The 17,616-nt window shown below is 40.7% G+C and carries 21 protein-coding genes; 17 read left to right on the top strand and 4 right to left on the bottom strand.

Annotated features, from left to right (window positions below):
- Nucleotides 1–239 precede the first annotated feature (239 nt).
- The 5 genes from MKX49_RS15280 (at nt 240) to phoU (ending at nt 4,641) form a co-directional block, all read left to right on the top strand.
- Nucleotides 240–1,205, top strand: coding sequence for a PstS family phosphate ABC transporter substrate-binding protein (locus tag MKX49_RS15280; RefSeq protein WP_063594168.1), 966 nt, complete (start codon nt 240–242; stop codon nt 1,203–1,205).
- A 138-nt stretch (nt 1,206–1,343) separates the two neighbouring features.
- Nucleotides 1,344–2,243, top strand: coding sequence for a phosphate ABC transporter permease subunit PstC (gene pstC / locus MKX49_RS15275; RefSeq protein WP_063595038.1), 900 nt, complete (start codon nt 1,344–1,346; stop codon nt 2,241–2,243).
- Nucleotides 2,244–2,246: 3 nt separating this feature from the next.
- Nucleotides 2,247–3,125 (top strand): phosphate ABC transporter permease PstA, encoded by an 879-nt coding sequence (pstA, locus tag MKX49_RS15270; RefSeq protein ID WP_048682136.1) that lies wholly within the window; start codon nt 2,247–2,249, stop codon nt 3,123–3,125.
- A 21-nt stretch (nt 3,126–3,146) separates the two neighbouring features.
- On the top strand, nt 3,147–3,968 hold the full coding sequence (pstB, locus tag MKX49_RS15265; RefSeq protein WP_340878552.1) for a phosphate ABC transporter ATP-binding protein PstB: 822 nt from the start codon (nt 3,147–3,149) through the stop codon (nt 3,966–3,968).
- A 19-nt stretch (nt 3,969–3,987) separates the two neighbouring features.
- Entirely contained in the window at nt 3,988–4,641 is a 654-nt protein-coding gene (gene phoU / locus MKX49_RS15260) for a phosphate signaling complex protein PhoU (protein ID WP_048682139.1), read from the top strand.
- Nucleotides 4,642–4,709: 68 nt separating this feature from the next.
- On the opposite strand, the gene MKX49_RS15255 is transcribed toward phoU, so the two are convergent.
- Together MKX49_RS15255 and MKX49_RS15250 are read right to left on the bottom strand one after the other, a co-directional pair.
- Entirely contained in the window at nt 4,710–5,162 is a 453-nt protein-coding gene (locus MKX49_RS15255; protein ID WP_340876926.1) for a hypothetical protein, read from the bottom strand.
- Nucleotides 5,163–5,164: 2 nt separating this feature from the next.
- Entirely contained in the window at nt 5,165–5,545 is a 381-nt protein-coding gene (locus MKX49_RS15250; RefSeq protein WP_340876925.1) for a hypothetical protein, read from the bottom strand.
- A 426-nt stretch (nt 5,546–5,971) separates the two neighbouring features.
- On the opposite strand from MKX49_RS15250, the gene MKX49_RS15245 reads away from it, so the two are divergent.
- The 6 genes from MKX49_RS15245 (at nt 5,972) to MKX49_RS15220 (ending at nt 9,571) form a co-directional block, all read left to right on the top strand.
- Nucleotides 5,972–6,580, top strand: a complete 609-nt coding sequence (locus MKX49_RS15245; RefSeq protein WP_063594162.1) for a hypothetical protein — start codon at nt 5,972–5,974, stop codon at nt 6,578–6,580.
- A 117-nt stretch (nt 6,581–6,697) separates the two neighbouring features.
- A complete protein-coding gene (gene rpmG, locus MKX49_RS15240) occupies nt 6,698–6,847 on the top strand; it encodes a 50S ribosomal protein L33 (protein ID WP_028391797.1) in 150 nt (49 codons plus the stop codon).
- A 182-nt stretch (nt 6,848–7,029) separates the two neighbouring features.
- Complete coding sequence (locus MKX49_RS15235) at nt 7,030–7,392, top strand: 5-formyltetrahydrofolate cyclo-ligase (RefSeq protein ID WP_340876924.1); 363 nt, start codon at nt 7,030–7,032, stop codon at nt 7,390–7,392.
- A complete protein-coding gene (locus MKX49_RS15230; RefSeq protein ID WP_340876923.1) occupies nt 7,389–7,601 on the top strand; it encodes a 5-formyltetrahydrofolate cyclo-ligase in 213 nt (70 codons plus the stop codon). Before MKX49_RS15235 ends, MKX49_RS15230 begins: the two co-directional genes overlap by 4 nt.
- A gap of 76 nt (nt 7,602–7,677) precedes the next feature.
- The gene (locus MKX49_RS15225; protein ID WP_034308414.1) at nt 7,678–7,866 is read left to right on the top strand and encodes a hypothetical protein; all 189 of its coding nucleotides are present in this window, start codon (nt 7,678–7,680) and stop codon (nt 7,864–7,866) included.
- Nucleotides 7,867–8,032: 166 nt separating this feature from the next.
- A complete protein-coding gene (locus MKX49_RS15220; RefSeq protein ID WP_340876922.1) occupies nt 8,033–9,571 on the top strand; it encodes a rhomboid family intramembrane serine protease in 1,539 nt (512 codons plus the stop codon).
- Here MKX49_RS15220 and MKX49_RS15215 read toward each other — a convergent pair.
- Nucleotides 9,566–10,423, bottom strand: a complete 858-nt coding sequence (locus tag MKX49_RS15215; RefSeq protein ID WP_323598472.1) for a hypothetical protein — start codon at nt 10,421–10,423, stop codon at nt 9,566–9,568. The genes MKX49_RS15220 and MKX49_RS15215 overlap by 6 nt on opposite strands.
- A 213-nt stretch (nt 10,424–10,636) precedes the next feature.
- Between MKX49_RS15215 and MKX49_RS15210 the strand changes: the two genes are divergently transcribed.
- From MKX49_RS15210 to MKX49_RS15190, 5 genes are all read left to right on the top strand, one after another.
- Nucleotides 10,637–10,846 (top strand): YqgQ family protein, encoded by a 210-nt coding sequence (locus MKX49_RS15210; RefSeq protein WP_323598473.1) that lies wholly within the window; start codon nt 10,637–10,639, stop codon nt 10,844–10,846.
- 15 nt (nt 10,847–10,861) lie between these two features.
- Entirely contained in the window at nt 10,862–11,833 is a 972-nt protein-coding gene (locus tag MKX49_RS15205; RefSeq protein WP_048682164.1) for an ROK family glucokinase, read from the top strand.
- A 150-nt stretch (nt 11,834–11,983) separates the two neighbouring features.
- Nucleotides 11,984–13,837, top strand: coding sequence for an LTA synthase family protein (locus MKX49_RS15200; RefSeq protein WP_340876921.1), 1,854 nt, complete (start codon nt 11,984–11,986; stop codon nt 13,835–13,837).
- Between the two features lie 142 nt (nt 13,838–13,979).
- Nucleotides 13,980–15,146, top strand: coding sequence for a M14 family metallopeptidase (locus MKX49_RS15195; RefSeq protein WP_340876920.1), 1,167 nt, complete (start codon nt 13,980–13,982; stop codon nt 15,144–15,146).
- 174 nt (nt 15,147–15,320) lie between these two features.
- The gene (locus tag MKX49_RS15190; RefSeq protein ID WP_340876919.1) at nt 15,321–16,493 is read left to right on the top strand and encodes a YqgU-like beta propeller domain-containing protein; all 1,173 of its coding nucleotides are present in this window, start codon (nt 15,321–15,323) and stop codon (nt 16,491–16,493) included.
- 41 nt (nt 16,494–16,534) lie between these two features.
- Here MKX49_RS15190 and MKX49_RS15185 read toward each other — a convergent pair whose 3' ends face one another.
- Entirely contained in the window at nt 16,535–16,708 is a 174-nt protein-coding gene (locus MKX49_RS15185) for a DUF2759 domain-containing protein (RefSeq protein WP_034308396.1), read from the bottom strand.
- Nucleotides 16,709–16,941: 233 nt separating this feature from the next.
- On the opposite strand from MKX49_RS15185, the gene MKX49_RS15180 reads away from it, so the two are divergent.
- Nucleotides 16,942–17,568 (top strand): MBL fold metallo-hydrolase, encoded by a 627-nt coding sequence (locus tag MKX49_RS15180; protein ID WP_048682180.1) that lies wholly within the window; start codon nt 16,942–16,944, stop codon nt 17,566–17,568.
- The last annotated feature ends 48 nt before the right edge of the window (nt 17,569–17,616 follow it).

The raw sequence follows: 17,616 nt of genomic DNA, 5'->3' as shown, positions 1-17,616 counted from the left end.
TTGCACTTTCCCTTTATGGAAGAGATTTATAATTACATCAGTTGGAGTAATTTCCCGCACATGTAAACACCCCTTAGGCACAAAATAAAAGAGTGATTTAAAGACTTTGACTACCTTTACAAAATAAACACAATTATTTACTGAATATTTACAAATGCTTTAAACGGAATTTACAGTCTGAAAGTATGATGTGAGAGTAGGACAAAATATTCATATAAAATTCTTAGGGGGATTTACAAATGAGACGTTTCAAATTTATGGCTATGACCGCAGTAATGGGTGGAGTAATCGCAGTGACAGCTGGATGTGGATCTAATGATACTTCAAACAGCGGTAAAGGAAATGAAGCGGCTTCAGATCAACTCAAGGGCGAAGTTATTACGGATGGTTCTTCAACGGTCTTTCCGATCATGGAGGCAGTTGCGGAAGAATATATGGCTACACAGCCTGATGTGAAGGTTTCAGTGGGATCGTCAGGAACAGGTGGGGGATTCAAGAAATTCATCGCTGGTGATACGGACCTAGCCAATGCATCCCGCCCGGTGAAAGAAGAAGAAACTGCCTTACTTGATGAAAAGGGTGTTGAATATACAGAATTGAAACTGGCATTTGACGGTATTTCAATCGTTGCCAATAAAGATAATGATTTCATCGATTCACTAACAGTTGAAGAACTTCAAAAACTGTGGATTGATAATGGAAAGGTGAAGAAATGGTCTGATATACGTCCTGAATGGCCGAACGAAGAAATTAAATTCTACTCTCCGGGAACAGATTCAGGAACATATGATTATTTCAATGAAGTGATCCTTGAAGAAAAACCAATGGTGGAAAATGCTACGCTTTCAGAAGACGATAACGTTCTTGTACAAGGTGTAGAAGGTGATAAAAATGCGATTGGATTCTTCGGTTATGCCTACTACTCTGAAAATAAAGATAAGTTAAAGATCATTTCCATCGACAACGGCAAAGGTGCTGTAGAGCCAACGCATGAAACGATTAAAAGTGGGGAGTATGCACCATTGTCACGTCCACTTTACACATATGTAGCTAATAAGTCGGTAGCTGAAAAAGAACAAGTTGCAGATTATACTCAATTCGTCATTGAAAATGCAGGAGAGCTTGCAGAAGAAGTGGGTTATATCAGCCTGCCGGAAGAAGAGTACCAGAAAGATCTTGATAAATTGAAAGAATTGGAAAAATAAACGATATTACAGGCTATTTAAATCCCGCCTTGACTCGATTAAGGCGGGGGTAACAGCTTGTAAATCCAAATATTGCGTGTCTGAAATGGAGGATGCAAGTTGGAACTTAGAAAAACAGAAACCTATTCTGTACAGCAAATGATTCTGGAAAAGAAAAGTAAGAAAAAAATCAATATGGAAAAAGTCATACCTAAGCTTTTGTTCCTTACGGCGGCAATTTCCGTTTTTACTACAATCGGGATCATCCTGACCCTTATTTTTGAAACATTCATCTTTTTTGACAGAGTATCCATCGTCGAATTTTTTACGGAAGCTAAGTGGCTGCCATTTGCATCTTCACCTTCCTATGGGATTATGCCCCTTATTGTTGGAACGTTGAAGATAACAGTCATAGCAGCGGTGGTTGCAGTTCCAGTAGGACTTGCAACAGCCATTTTCTTGAGTGAATATGCATCAGAGAAAACACGGAGAATCATCAAGCCGATTTTAGAAGTTTTAGCTGGGATTCCTACTATCGTTTATGGCTTTTTTGCCTTAACTTTTGTAACACCGGTTTTGCGGGATTTATTTCCTTCCCTTGACATGTTCAATGCACTGAGTCCTGGAATCGTTGTAGGTATCATGATCATGCCGATGATAGCTTCTTTGTCGGAAGATGCCCTAGTATCAGTGCCGAAGTCGATTCGCGAAGGTGCGTATGCTTTAGGAGCAACGAAACTTGAAACGACAATTAAAGTGGTATTGCCAGCCGCCATTTCTGGAATTGTGGCATCCATCGTTCTTGCTTTATCCAGAGCGATCGGGGAAACCATGATTGTGAGTGTTGCCGGTGGCTCGACCCCAAATATGAGCATGGATGTCACTTCATCGATTCAAACGATGACCGCTTATATCGTACAGGTCAGTTCGGGAGATGCAGGGTATGGGACAACGATTTACTACAGCATATATGCGGTTGGAATGACACTGTTCGTCTTTACGCTTGTCATGAATTTACTGGCGCAGTTCATCTCTCGCAAGTTCAGGGAGGAATATTAAGTCATGAAACTGATAAACAAAAGTCATGTTGCAAAAAAAATGCCTGCTAGGCTTGCTGTTAACACGATTTGTAAAGGATTATTCTTCTTGGCAACATTGGTTGGCCTCCTCGTATTGGCCATCTTATTTTATCGGATATTCACTCAAGGAATTGGTAGTCTGAATGGGGATTTCCTTCAGAATTTCGCTTCCAGGAAACCTGAAGAGGCTGGTATAAAAGCAGCGCTGATCGGTTCAATATGGTTGATGGTAGTGGTGGCCCCGGTTTCCCTGCTCCTCGGTGTTGGAACGGCCATTTATTTAGAGGAATATGCGAGGAAGAATTGGATCACCACTTTTATCAAAGTGAATATTTCCAATCTGGCAGGTGTCCCGTCAATAGTATTTGGACTACTGGGCTTAACGGTTTTCGTTCGTGCTCTTGCCTTGGACCGGTCCATATTGGCAGCGGGCCTGACCATGAGCCTACTCGTTCTCCCGGTCATCATAGTCTCTGCACAGGAGGCCATACGTGCCGTACCTCGTGATTTAAGGGAAGCTTCGTTTGGAATGGGTGCAACAAAGTGGCAAACCATTTTGAAAGTGGTCCTGCCTGCTGCGATACCTGGCATTTTAACTGGAGGAATACTTGCTTTGTCACGGGCAATCGGTGAAACGGCGCCATTGGTGGTGGTTGGCATACCAATGTTCATCGCCTTTTTACCTCAAACGGTCATGGATACATTTACAGTGCTGCCAATGCAAATCTATAATTGGACATCTCGTCCGCAGGAGGAATTCCAGCAGGTTGCTGCCGCGGGAATCATCGTTTTACTCATCCTGTTAATATTCATGAATTCAATAGCGGTTATAATTCGAAATAAATTCCAGAAAAGATACTGATAGGAGGAAGGAAGCATGAATATGACCTTAACGAGAGAAAAAGAGTCACCGGCTATCGAAATCGATAATGTCGGATCAGCTGCCTTGACGGAAAAGGTGTATGAAACATCCAATCTTAATTTATGGTATGGAGAAAACCATGCTTTGAAAAATATTAATCTGGATATGCACCAAAATGAAGTGACGGCCATCATAGGGCCTTCAGGATGTGGGAAATCCACCTACATTAAAACACTGAACCGAATGATAGAACTAGTCCCGGATGTGAAAACGACAGGACAGATTAAATATAGGAACCGGAATATCCTTAATCAGTCCTATAAGGTGGAAGATTTAAGGACACAGGTGGGGATGGTCTTCCAAAAGCCTAATCCCTTTCCTAAATCCATTTATGAAAATGTTGTATATGGACCAAAGATCCATGGAATTAAAAATAAAAAAATTCTTGATGAGATAGTTGAAAAGAGTTTAAAAGGGGCAGCCATTTGGGATGAAGTGAAAGACCGTCTGCATGAAAATGCATATGGGCTTTCAGGTGGACAGCAACAGCGACTTTGTATTGCCAGATGTTTGGCAATCGAACCAGATGTCATTCTAATGGATGAACCTACTTCTGCCCTTGATCCGATATCCACGTTGAAAATAGAAGAATTGGTCCAGGAACTGAAAAAGGATGTCAGCATCATCATCGTTACCCATAACATGCAGCAGGCAGCACGTATCTCTGATAGAACAGCCTTCTTCTTAAATGGGGAAGTCATCGAATATTCTGATACAAATACCATCTTCTCTAATCCGAATGATAAAAGAACAGAAGATTACATTACCGGACGTTTCGGTTAAGAGAAAAGGAGATGCGATAATGATCGTTCGTGAAAATTTCGAGCTTCAATTGAAAGAGCTGCAAGAGAAAATCGTGAAGTTGGCTAATTTAGCTTCAGGTGCCATATCAAAATCATATGCCGCACTGGAAAGCAATAATGTAGATGAGGCTCTTGAAGTTATTGATGATGATACAATAGCTGATTTACTGGAAGAGGAAATAAATGACTTTGCGATTTTACTGATTGCTAAGCAACAGCCGGTTGCGATTGATTTAAGGCGTATCATTGCTGCCATAAAAATCGCCTCGGATATTGAAAGGATGGCGGACTTTGGTGTGAATATCGCCAAATCGGCGATCCGAATCGGTGACCAGCCATTTATTCTGCCTTTAACACCATTAAAGCAGATGCATGATATTACATTAAAGATGATTCGACTTTCAATAGAAGCATTTGAGAAGGAAGATGTTGTTCTTTCAAGAGAAATCATTGAAATGGATGATGAGGTTGATCGCTTTTATGGAGAAATGATTCGAAGTCTCCTTCGCCTTTCAGATGAAAAAAACCTTCAGCAGGTTACGCAGCTTTCCCTAATTGCTCGATATTTGGAAAGGACAGCGGACCATACAACGAATATCGCAGAGAATATTTATTTCCTTGTAAGAGGGAGATATATCAGCAGGAATGAATGAACCTATCCTAATTGAAAAAAGAGAGGCTTTTTCTCGGACATCGTCCATTTAAAAGTCTCTCTTATTCATTAATGTGTCAAAGTATTGGCCAATTGTCTATATGTCATATTATTCGTAACAACAAACTCGCCGATTTGTATTTTTTTCGAGAAATAACGGTCATTCATGTAAGCTTTAAATTCATCAGCATCATCGATGATTTTTTCCTTGGAAAGGCGATCGGCAATCTCGGCTGTGGTCATATTCGTTTTCACTTTAATTATATAGGTAACGATGGAAGGTGCCTCTTTTGAAGCTTCCTTCTCCATTAGAACCTTATCCGGATCCTTTGGTTGGACGGTCTTTATAGCTTCCTCGGTAGGAAGTGTAACGACGAATCCCTTCTTTACGAGCAATTCCTTAGCTTCCTCCGCAGTGGGAGTGGTGCCTTCGAACTTTCCGGTGCCATAATAAAAGGCAGCAAAGATTGTTGTTGTAAAAATGATGCCGGCGGAAAGACCTTGCAGTCTTGCTTTGTTCATTTTCATTCACCCCGCAATCTTTGCTGCTCGATCACTGAAATGGTTTGTTCCTTCGTTAACGAGGATTGTCTAGCGATCTGGTCCAAAGTGAGACCTTGACTATATAAAGATAGAACCTGGCTTTTTAGAATCTTATGTATGGGTTCGATATCATTGGAAGTGACAGATGATTGATCCTTTACAGAGGGAACAGTGGCGTCCTGGATAACGAATTCCTCTTCAAGAACCTTCACCTTCTTCTTTAATTGGTAGATATCCTGCATATACGTTAGTGTCATCTGTTCTAAATCTTCTTCTAATTTGGCAACTTTATCTTTACCGAAAAAGGAAATGATGAGAAGGACGATCGCTAATGAAAAAAGAAGGACGATAAGTGTTTCCATGTTTTCACCTCAGAAGCTAATTTTCGACAATATACTTATATTTTACACATATTCGAAAAAAATTGGGGATTTTCATATTTTTATATTTTCGGAAGTAGGCAGTAAACTTTATTTATTGTCTGTTTTTTTTCAAATATTGTCGAAAAGCGATGTGACCGTCGTTGATGAAAAAAAATTAGGCATGAAAATGGGAAAAAAACCTTTGAGAGATAACGTACATAAAATTCGACAAAATGTGTTTATTGTCCATCAGCCAATTCAGTGCTAACATAAAGATAGAATAAATCGAAAAAACGAAATATTTTGAATTGTTAAAAATCAACGAACCTATAAGAAAATGGTGTGCAGAATTTAAAGTGGATAGTTTCACTGTCAGCGCCTAACGATAAGTAATATAAAGATAAAAGAAGGGGAAGGGATGATTATATGAATTCGCTATTCGCTTATATGCCACAGGATAACCAGGAATTATTTCGTAAGGGATTAAAGGCTGGATTATGGATGGATGAGAGTTTTGATTGGTATCCTGAGGAGGATATGATGAGTCATCCTAATGGAGAGATCCGGACACTTTCACAGACGTATACCCAAGGGCAGGTGACCTTTTCGAAGTTCACGATCAGGAATACCTCATTCGAGACCAAGCGCCCAAAAGTGTTTTTTCACTATGAAAACGCTTTCGAAAGGCAGGCGGTGGCTTTTTACAGCCCGAATGAACGGGCGATTTTACATGTAGCCCCTCAATCGATTGCCTTATTGGGTGGATTGGTGAAAGGAAAAAGCATCTCTCAATATTGCATCCAAGGTAAGGGAAGCCTTTATCAAGAAGGATGCTTCAAATCATTGAAAGAAGGTCTGCTCGCTTATTCACCGCTCGCCAAAGGGGAAGTTACCAGTGTGTTTACACTAGAAACGGAAATCTTACCGAAAGAATGTGTGGAAGCTGTGGCTTGGGTCATTCATGCCGAAACGAAAGAAGAAGCGAAAGTTATAAATAATCAACTCCTCCTGACGATGCAAAACATAAACAATTAAGAATACGAAAAAGTTATGTTGGATTTCCCGAAAAAAATACTAGCAATTCGCATTGAATAATGATATTATAGAAAAGTCCTATGTGAAAATGTCAATATGTTTGGAGGGAAATACACAATGCGCGTGAATATTACATTAGCTTGCACTGAATGTGGAGACCGTAACTATATTTCTAAAAAAAATAAACGTAACAATCCAGACCGTCTTGAGCTTAAAAAATACTGCTCAAGAGAAAAACGCAGCACGACTCACCGTGAAACAAAGTAAGCAACAGGATTTTTCCTGTTGTTTTTTTTATGCATTTCTTTAAGTCCTTCTTTTCTCTCTTTCCTTTAGTGAATATTTTCACCAGAATGCACGAATGATTCGGCGAGTTCCGACAACGTATTTTCGTAAATGGACAAATATTATGAGATAATGATAGAAGTAGACTAAAGGAGTCGGAAGAGATGAGAGAAAACAAGAATAAGCTCCGTCAAGAAGTTAGGTCCCGTTTAATGGAGCTGACTAAAGAGGAACATGAAGAACTATCCAACAGAATCGCTGAAAACCTATTTGCATTGGAGGAATGGAAAAATGCTGATACCATTGGCATCACCATCTCCATTCCGCCTGAAGTCCCAACGGTACGGATCATCGAACAAGCATGGAGCGAAGGAAAAGTAGTGGCTGTACCAAAATGTGATCCCGAAAAAAAGACAATGGAATTCAAAAAAATTTCGTCCTTCAATCAGCTCGAGTCTGTTTATTACGGATTGCTGGAACCAGTGGCTGAAACAGCCAAGGCCTGCAAAGAGGAATTGGACGCATGATCGTACCCGGTCTTGCTTTTAACAAGGAAGGGTTTCGCCTAGGCTTTGGAGGGGGCTATTATGACCGTTTCCTATCTAATTACCGAGGAGATACATTGGCCCTTACATACGAGCTTCAATTAACGGATGAGCTCCCGATAGAGGTACATGATCTAGCGGTGGGCAAACTCATTACCCCATCCAGGGTTATACGCACGTACGCCCATTAAGAAGAAGTTCATTAATTATCACTTTTAGCTCATAAAAATCCTATCCTGTATCACACTATTGATAGGAGGGATTGTTATGCTTCGATTAATTATTCAAATCTTCTTGGTTGGTTTAGCTGTTTATGCAGGTTACAAAAACCGGTACCGCCTGATAAATGTTGCGCTGTCCAACGGCATATTGAGAAGATTTCTTGTGACTAAATCCTTGGATATGCCAATGTTCAGGGATAAAATGATGCAAAGCATGTTCACTCAGACCAAATGAGGATGCCGACATCATGAAAAGGGAACCTGACCAGGGGTTCCTTTTTTTATTTTTTAGGAGCGGGAAAACAGTCTCCTTTTTTACTTTTTACATGATTTCGTCTATAGTTTTAATTAAAGAACAGGAATTTTAGAAGCTTAAGTTTTATTGGAAAGTGGGGAAGGCATTGGGATTTAAAGAGGATTATTTTTTTTGGGAAACCATAAGGGAGTTGTCTGCCCATTACGATTATCGAATGATCACAGTCACGGAAAACCATCAGGAGATTTGGCTTGAGAGCGATAAGAATAAGGAGTTTCCAGTCATAAGACTCATCCGCCATGATTTGGATTGGGCTAATTGGCTGAAACGCGATATCGAGCGAACATTGCAGAATGGGGAAAGAATCAGAAGGAAATTATACAAAAAGCCCATAAACATATTAAGTATCTATGTTAGTAAATTCGCCCCGGTCGATGATCATGACTTTAGTTCACGGGTGGCCTCCTTTAAAAAAACGAATGTCAACACGTTCCTTCTAACTTGTGAGAACTTTCATGATTCGTTGCAAAACCTTGAACATGTTTTGAAAAAACCACTTTCAATTCAAGTTCTTGAGGAAAATGAAATAGATGAGGAAAAGGTTCTTACAGTAAAGAAGAACGCCATCTCGGAGTCAGTCAAAAAGGCTAAGGCCGAACAGAAGGTATTCCAAAATGCCAATAAGCCATTCTTTACATATATATTCATGGCGGTACAAATAGCAGTGTTCATCTTGATGGAGTTTAATGGGGGCAGCACCAATTCCAAGACTTTGATTGAGTTTGGCGCTAAATTTTCCCCTTATATCATCCAAGGGGAATGGTGGCGGTTCTTTACACCGATGATCGTCCATATTGGGTTCATTCATTTACTGATGAATACATTTTCGCTGTATTTGATTGGTGCTGAAGTTGAAAGGATTTATGGTAATGCCAGGTTCCTTTTCATCTATATATTCGCTGGTTTCGCTGGAACCCTAGGCAGCTTCATCATGACCCCGAACCTTTCCGCAGGAGCGAGCGGAGCCATTTTTGGCTGTTTTGGGGCACTTCTGTACTTTGGCATCGTCTATCCGAAATTATTCATGCGCTCGATGGGCTCATCGGTGATCGTGTTAATCATCATTAACTTAATATATGGTTTCACCGTTTCGGGAATTGACAATGCAGGGCATATCGGAGGTTTGATCGGAGGGTTTTTGGCTGCTGGAGTGGTACAGCTGCCAAAATCCAGGAATATCTTTCGGCAGCTGGCTTTTCTGATCGGGACGGTAATACTGACCTATTCCCTGCTGCAATTTGGTTTCAATCATCAGGAAAGTGCAGCTATCGATGATAATACCATGGCAATGCTGGCCCAAAAGTATATTGATGATGATGAAGAGGATAAGGCGGAAGAGATGCTATTCAAATATGTGGAGTCAAATCCTGATGCACCGCTATCGCTCTTTATGCTCGGAAATTTATCTTTTGATAAAAAGGACATAAACAAGGCCAGGGATTATTATGAAAAAGCGATTGAAAGTAATCCGGATTTGCATGAAGCCCATTACAATCTTGCCTTGGTCTACATGAATCTCGAATCATTCGGTCAAGCTAAAGAGCAAGCTGATAAGGCTATTGAGCTTGCCCCGGATAATAAGTCATACACTAAACTACTGGAAGAAATCGAAAAGCAACTATAACTTTTGACGCAGCATGATTGGGGTACCGTCTTTCAGGGTAAACAAGACAAGTATTTCCCTTTGATTCTTCGCCATAAGCAATAGGGGGATGGTGCTACCTTGTGGACTCACAGTGGAGCCATCCTCCTTTTTTACTCCCAACACATAATTTTTGTATAGTCCTTCCCATAGTTTTCCCACAATTTCTTCCCGTTTGAATTGGGGGAAGGCAGCAAGCCATTGATTTTTCTTTGAAGGCAGATCTGTTAAAGAAATGATTTTGTACTGATCAAGATTAACCTGAAAGGCTTCCCCGGCTTTCTCCAAACCATTTCGAACCGTTTGATCTGTCAAGCCGTCCAGCGTTTTTTTCCACTGAATCTGTTCTTCTGAAAGGGGGCGGTGGAAAAATTGAAAAACCGGTGTCGTTACTGTATAGAGTTTATCTTTACTGAGCTGCTGGGCACTGGTGAAAATGGTGTCACTTGGATGAACCTCGGCATAATGAAACGTTACAGCTTCATAACGCCCACTTTCGGATTCTTTATATTTCGCTTTTTGAGAGAGTTCTTGTTTATTTTGGCGCCAATTTTTTAAAGCTCCAGCCAATTTTCCATTTTTGTATAAAAGCGATACGTCCTGACGTAAGTAAGCAGGCTGATCCAACGTAGAATCCACCCTCCAAGTGATGGTATAGGTGGAATTCCCGGTACCTTTAGGTGTCAGGTTGGTGGAAGCATGTTCAAAATGGAGCGAGGAATCGATGGGAAAAAAAATGATGGTTTCCTCTGTCCGTTTATGATTTGATAAATAAAGGATGACAAAAATGGTGGTTAAAACCAAAAAGACGGTATACTTCAATTGTACTTTCATTTTTCCCCTCCGTTTTCACGCGTGATGAATGGTTTAAAATCATTAAGCTGTTAAATCAAATCAAAGGAGTCCACATTCTTGATATTTCATCATATGAATACAGTTGGACATGTATGAGGGGGATGGGGAAATTATCAAAAGAGGAAATGGGCGCTTGTTACAAAGGTGCTGATTCGATATACTTTCCTAAAGAAAAGAATAAAGAGGTTTACTATGAAAACATATTATGATCTTCAACAATACTTGAAAAGATTTGGTACATTTATCTATATTGGCGATCGCTTAGCCGAGCTTGAACTGATGGAGGTCGAAATAAGGGAACTCCACCGTATGCAGATGATGGATACGAAAGATTATCAAATGGCGATTCTTTTAATCAGGCAGCAATTGTCTCTTGAAAGGGAAAAACAGAAAAAAAATTGATAAAAAAAGGTGAGAATGATGGAAAAGTGGCTGATGGGTGTGGATTTAGGCGGTACAACTACCAAACTGGCTTTAATCAATTTATACGGAGAGATCATTCATAAATGGGAAATCAGCACGGACATCTCCGAAAAGGGAAAATACATTACGATTAACATAGCCAAAGCAATTGATGCGAAGCTCGTGGAACTTAATGAACCGAAGAGTAAGATAGTAGGGATAGGAATGGGTGCTCCCGGTCCTGTGAAATTTGTTAACGGTTCCATATATGAAGCCGTCAATCTTGGCTGGAAGGACTATCCTTTAAAAGATTTATTGGAGGTGGAGACAGCTCTTCCAGCTGTGATCGATAATGATGCAAATATGGCAGCTTTGGGAGAAATGTGGAAAGGTGCCGGTAATGGAGCCAAAGACCTTGTTTGTGTCACTCTCGGAACGGGTGTAGGAGGCGGAATCATCCATAATGGCCAAATCGTCCATGGTACCAGTGGAGCTGCTGGGGAAGTAGGGCATATAACGGTCGTAACGGACGGAGGGGCACCATGCAATTGCGGCAAGACTGGTTGTTTGGAAACGGTTGCTTCGGCAACGGGAATCGTCCGTATGGCTTTAGAAGCCTTGAATGCCGCCGATGAAAAGTCATTGCTTCAGCAGAAAGTAGAAGAGGGAAATACGGTTACTTCCAAACTGTTATTCCAATGCGCTGCAGCAGGTGATCCCTTGTCCAAAGCTGTGGTGGATAAGGTAGGCAATTACTTGGGGCTGGCACTATCACATGTTGGGAATGTCATGAATCCAGATAAAATCGTCATTGGCGGGGGCGTTTCACAAGCGGGAGACATTTTGCTTGATACCGTTCGTTCTGCATTCGAAAAGTATGCATTCAAACGGGTTAGTAAATCAACGAAAATCAGCCTGGCCACTCTAGGCAATGATGCAGGGGTAATAGGTGCAGCCTGGCTCATTAAAAGCCAAATGAATACGTGATTCCATGCTGCCCTCTGGCAATCAGGGTAATAAGAAAAAAAGATGGATCTTCAAAGATAGTTCCCCCCTTTTGAGGGGGAGAACCATGACCCATTATTGAGGCGCTCTGGATCGCAGCTCCAGCGCTTCTTCGATGAGGAGGGACCAGGATTGAAAAGGGTCTTCAAAAAACAGGGATATTCATTGTTTTGGGTCGTATTGATTTCACTTTGGCTTAAAACATATATCGCCTATAAAACAAGTTTTGAGATAGATATTGATAATTGGATCCAGGAGTTCATACTATTCATCAATCCTGTCAGTTTCCTTTTACTTATACTTGGCGTGAATCTATTTTTAAAAGAAAATAGACGGACAGCATATTTATTGATCATGAGTTTTTTCATCACCTTCGTCCTCTTTGCCAATCTTGTTTTTTTTCGCTTTTTCAATGATTTTTTAACCATTCCCGTTCTTTTTCAAACGAGCAATATGAACGACCTTGGAAGCAGTGTACATGAATTGATCAATCCGAGTGATCTATTGTATTTTGCCGATATTCTGTGCTTGATGCTTCTGCTGAAATACAAACCAAAAACATTCCATGAAAGTCGATACAATCCCCAGGACCGTAAATTCTTTTTGTTAATGGCTTTAGGAGTGACATTTTTTAACTTGGCTTTAGCAGAAGCGGCGCGTCCTGAACTCCTGACAAGAACGTTTGACCGCGAAATCCTCGTTAAGAATATCGGTACGTACCATTATCACCTCTATGATGCAATATTACAGACGAAATCATCAGCTCAACGTGCACTTGCTGATGGCAGTGAATTGTCGGAAATTGAAAATTATGTCCGTGCCAATCAAAAAGAAGTTAATGATGAACTTTATGGTCTGGCAAAAGGCAAAAATGTGATTCTTATATCATTGGAATCCACTCAAAGCTTTGTCATCAATAAAACTGTCAACGGGGAAGAAATCACTCCTTTTCTGAACCAATTCATTAAAGATAGCTATTATTTCAATAACTTTTATCACCAAACCGGCCAGGGGAAAACATCCGATTCAGAATTCATTATTGAAAATTCCCTCTATCCTTTAGGTAGAGGTGCAGTATTTTTCACTCATGCCCAAAATGAATACAAAGCCACACCTGAAATCTTAACGGAAAAAGGTTACTATACGGCTTCCTTGCATGCCAATAATAAAAGCTTTTGGAATCGTGACATAATGTACGATTCTCTTGGGTACCAACGGTTTTATGATAGTGATGAATACAAAGTGTCTGAAGGGAATTCCATCAATTGGGGTTTGAATGATAAATCGTTCTTCAAACAATCAATTTCTCACTTGAAGAGGATGCCTGAGCCTTTTTATGCCAAGTTCATAACGTTAACCAATCATTTTCCATTCACTTTGAATGAAGAAGACCGGACATTGGAACCTTACGATTCGAATTCCAAAACATTGAATCAGTATTTTCCGACCGTACGTTATACCGACGAAGCCTTGAAACAGTTTATCGGCGATTTGAAACGTAATGGATTATATGAGGATTCCATCATTGTTCTATACGGAGACCATTATGGAATTTCTGAAAATCACAACTCTGCCATGAGCCAGTTCCTTGGGAAGGAAATTACGCCTTTCGAATCCATCCAGCTTCAGCGTGTCCCGCTCATCATACATGTCCCCGGGCAGAAGGGAAAGACGATTTCCACCGTTGCCGGCCAAATTGATGTAAGGCCGACTCTCCTTCATTTATTGGGAATTGAAAATGATGATTATATTGAATTCGGCAAAGATCTATTTTCCGGAGAGAAATTAGAATTCACCGTTCTTCGCGATAGCAGTTTCATCACGAAGGATTACCTCTATACGATGGATACCTGCTATGATAAAAAGACCGGGGCGGCGACTGCAAAGGATTCATGTGAGAAGTATTTGGAAAAGGCAAAGCAGGAGCTTGATTACTCCGACAAAATCATTTACGGGGATTTGCTCCGATTTTATGAGCAGCCTTGAAAAAGGAAACCTGGTGCAATCCAGGTTTTTTCGCTTTTTCACGGAAATCAGTACCCCTTACAATTATGAAACAAGAGACTTCCTGAACATCTTTCTGTTTTTCCCTTCATAAAGATAAAACAATGAAAGGGGCGGAGGCTGAATGAAAGTTGTGAGCAGAAGCGGGGATGATTTGGCATACTACAGTCAATTGTTCCAAATTCCCCGGGTTTTGATTGAGGATGCCAATCCGGCCATTACTGGCGGTGTTTTGCCAAATGGCATCGAAGTACAGATACCTGGATACATTGTTCAGCAAGAGTCCCGGTTAGATATCGATTTTGCTGAAATCGCTTTACAATATCACCTGCCAATCGATGGGATAGTATTATTGAATCAAGATGGACAAAAGCCTTTTTCGATACCCGTCCGGGTGATGAATCCCGTGATAGTCACCGACAAGCCCTACGAATATCAATCACTTCTTGACGATCTTGATGTTCTATCTTGTCATTACCCCTTTATTAAGGTTGAATCGGTCGGAAAGAGTGTGCTGGGAAAAGAACTCCTTGAGGTAAGAATCGGTCAAGGTGAAAAGATCATACATTATAACGGTTCATTCCACGCTAATGAATGGATCACTACTGCGGTTTTGATGAAATGGCTGAATGATTTTCTGCTGGCCGTAACGAATGATCGTACACTTTGCGGAATGGACTGTATGCCGTACTACCGGGATATGTCCATTTCGATGGTTCCAATGGTGAATCCGGATGGAGTCGACCTTGTCCTAAAGGGGGAGGAGGCGGCAGAGGGGATGGTTGATGTTTTAAAAATAAATAATGGTAATCCTGCCTTTTATGCTTGGAAAGCCAATATCCGCGGTGTAGACCTGAATAACCAATATCCTGCTAACTGGGAGGTTGAAAAGCGCAGAAAGATTCCAAAAGCCCCTGCCCCGAGGGATTTTCCAGGAGAAACCGCGTTATCAGAACCAGAAGCATTGGCCATGAAGGAGCTGGCAATAAGACGGAATTTTGAAAGAGTGCTTGCACTTCACACCCAGGGAAAAGAATTCTATTGGGGATATGAGGGACATGAACCTGAACATGCAGCGAATGTTGCGAGGGAGTTTGAGGAGCGCAGCGGATATCGGGCCGTAAAATACGTTGACAGTCATGCTGGGTATAAAGATTGGTTCATTCAGGAATTCAAACGCAGTGGATTCACAATCGAACTGGGAAAGGGCATAAATCCGCTTCCGCTATCCCATTTGCCTGGTATATATGAAGATTCCGTCAAGATTTTGATGGCAGGGCTATATATGTGATGCATTCCCCCTAAGGAATATACTTCCAAAAAAAATATAAGATCATTATCCGCCACATTTTCTCTATTTTACTTTATAATGAAAGAGAGTAAGGATTCGATTGGTTAATCCTTACTCTCTTTCTAATGTCTCGCTCACATATGCCAGGCGTTTTAGTTTTGAAGTGGGAGGTGTGTGGAGATTAAAGTATCCAAAGCAGCACTTTGTATGCGGCTTTCCATTTGTAAGATGTTGTGTTTCGTCCCATTATTTATCTCCACTATCCTTCTTATCTCGGCTTGTGAGCCTTCCAAGGACCTTAGTAAACCCGTAAATGATTCGGAAAAAGAACACTCCCAATCTAACCAGGAAACTTCAGTAAGCAATTTAAAGGTCCCGACCGCAGAAACGGAAAAAATCGAAGCCATTTTTGGATGGCTGGATTCAAAAACCATTTTATATTCTGTGAAGCGGGATGGTAATGAATTATCCCAGTTGATGGCATGGAATTTGGAAACGAATGAAACTTCCGTTTTCTATCAGCCGGCTTTTGCGTTTTCTGAAGTATCGATCAGTCCGTCTGGTACGCATATTTTGTTGTCGTCCTTTACCTCTTCGGATAAAGCATCAATCACAATACTCGGTAAAACGGGGAATCCACTGTATTCCGTGGCGATCCCAGCCTATGAATTAGCTTATGAGTGGAATTCATTTAAAGATGGCCGGTTGTTTGTATCGAGCTTTTATGAAGATTGGACATACAGCAGTTATGTATTGAATCCAGATGAACAAACTATGGAAACTCTGGACTTTCCGCAGCCCTTTGCTCAATGGGCAAGTGAAAATGACTTGATGTTTTTGGATTGGGACAAAGAAGAACCTGCTTTGACGGCTCCCCTAGAAAAAAAAGCGCTGCATGGGGATGGGGCAGACAGCCTTATGCTCGATGTCATTCACTTTAAAAAAATGAAGCAAGCGCTGATGACGATTCAAGTGGAGACAGAAAAACAAGATCGGGGTACATATGCATTTTATGATCCAACAAACAAGCCGATCCACTCTTTTTCCGTGCCACTATTGAAAAGCTTTTCAGATTGGGTCATTCCATCCTATGATTTCATTGAAAAAAACAAGGAATTCATCACGTTTATTCCTAATGAATCAAAAGATGCGGACCAATATGAGGGAAGGTTTACCTTAACTAAATTAAATTGGGAAAAAGGCACACAAGAAGAATTGATGAAGGACATGGAAAATGAACCATTAAGCTGTTCGCTTGATGGCAACTTCTGCTTATATGGATATCAATTTGAGAAAATCATTGATATGAAAACCCATCAAATACAAAGATTGTTCAAACAAACATGATAACCTAAAACAAAAGCTCGCCGGATGGCGAGCTTTTTTCTTCAATGGGCAACAGGAAAACCGCTGTTGATGACTGTCATGACAGTGAACCAGCCAAACACGACTGCACTGCCGGCTGCAAAAATGAATCCTAAGAAGTTTCTCTTTTTTAATGAGGTAAACACAGCTGCTACTCCTAATATAGCCACAAGTCCGAAAACAACCATTAATATCATGTCAAAACCCCCTTTTTTCGTAATGAATACCTAATCCCTAATAATATACCCAGAGAATAAAGCAACTACCAAAAATATGTAGAAAAGATTGCATTTGTTAATATCTTAATATTTTTTCAATTATTTGTCGAGGTTTAATAGGTGACACTTCTATGACTTGAGTAAACTGGATTAACATTAGCAGCTTAATTAGTGTAAGATAAAGATAGAAAATCATATTGGAGTTGATGGAAATGAAATGGACACAAATTCCTCTAGGCCCGCTGCAAACGAATTGTTATGTAGTTTCCGATGGACAGGATTGCATCATTTTCGATCCGGGTGAAGAGCCACAGAAAATCATACAATACATACAAACAAAAAATTTAAAGCCTCTAGCGATTTTATTGACACATGCACATTTTGACCATATCGGTGCTCTGGATGCTATTCGGGACCATTATGGAATCCCTGCATATATTCATGAAAAAGAGGCCAAGTGGCTACTTGATCCCGCATTGAATGGTTCTCAAAACTGGTTCCCTGAAAGTCCAATGCGAATGAAGCCTGCTGATCACATCTTGGCAAATGAGCAAGAGCTTACTATTGGAGGATTCACTTTCGAAGTATTCGAAACCCCTGGACACTCACCAGGGAGCGTTTCGTATTATGTGAAGGACGAACGTCTCCTCTTTTCTGGGGACGTCTTGTTCCAAGGAAGCGTTGGCAGAACCGATTTAATAGGCGGAAGCGAGTCAGTGCTCTTAAATAGCATTGAAAAGAAGCTGCTGACACTTTCTGATGATGCTATCGTTTTTCCAGGTCATGGCCCTGTCACGACGATTCTGGATGAAAAGAATACTAATCCCTTTTTGAGATAATTACTTTTTCAGGTGCCGCTATGGCACCTGTTTTTTTAAGTTCTTAAT

Source organism: Peribacillus sp. FSL M8-0224, from assembly GCF_038003055.1.
Taxonomy (GTDB): domain Bacteria; phylum Bacillota; class Bacilli; order Bacillales; family DSM-1321; genus Peribacillus; species Peribacillus frigoritolerans.
This window is presented reverse-complemented; position numbering and strand designations above follow the sequence as displayed.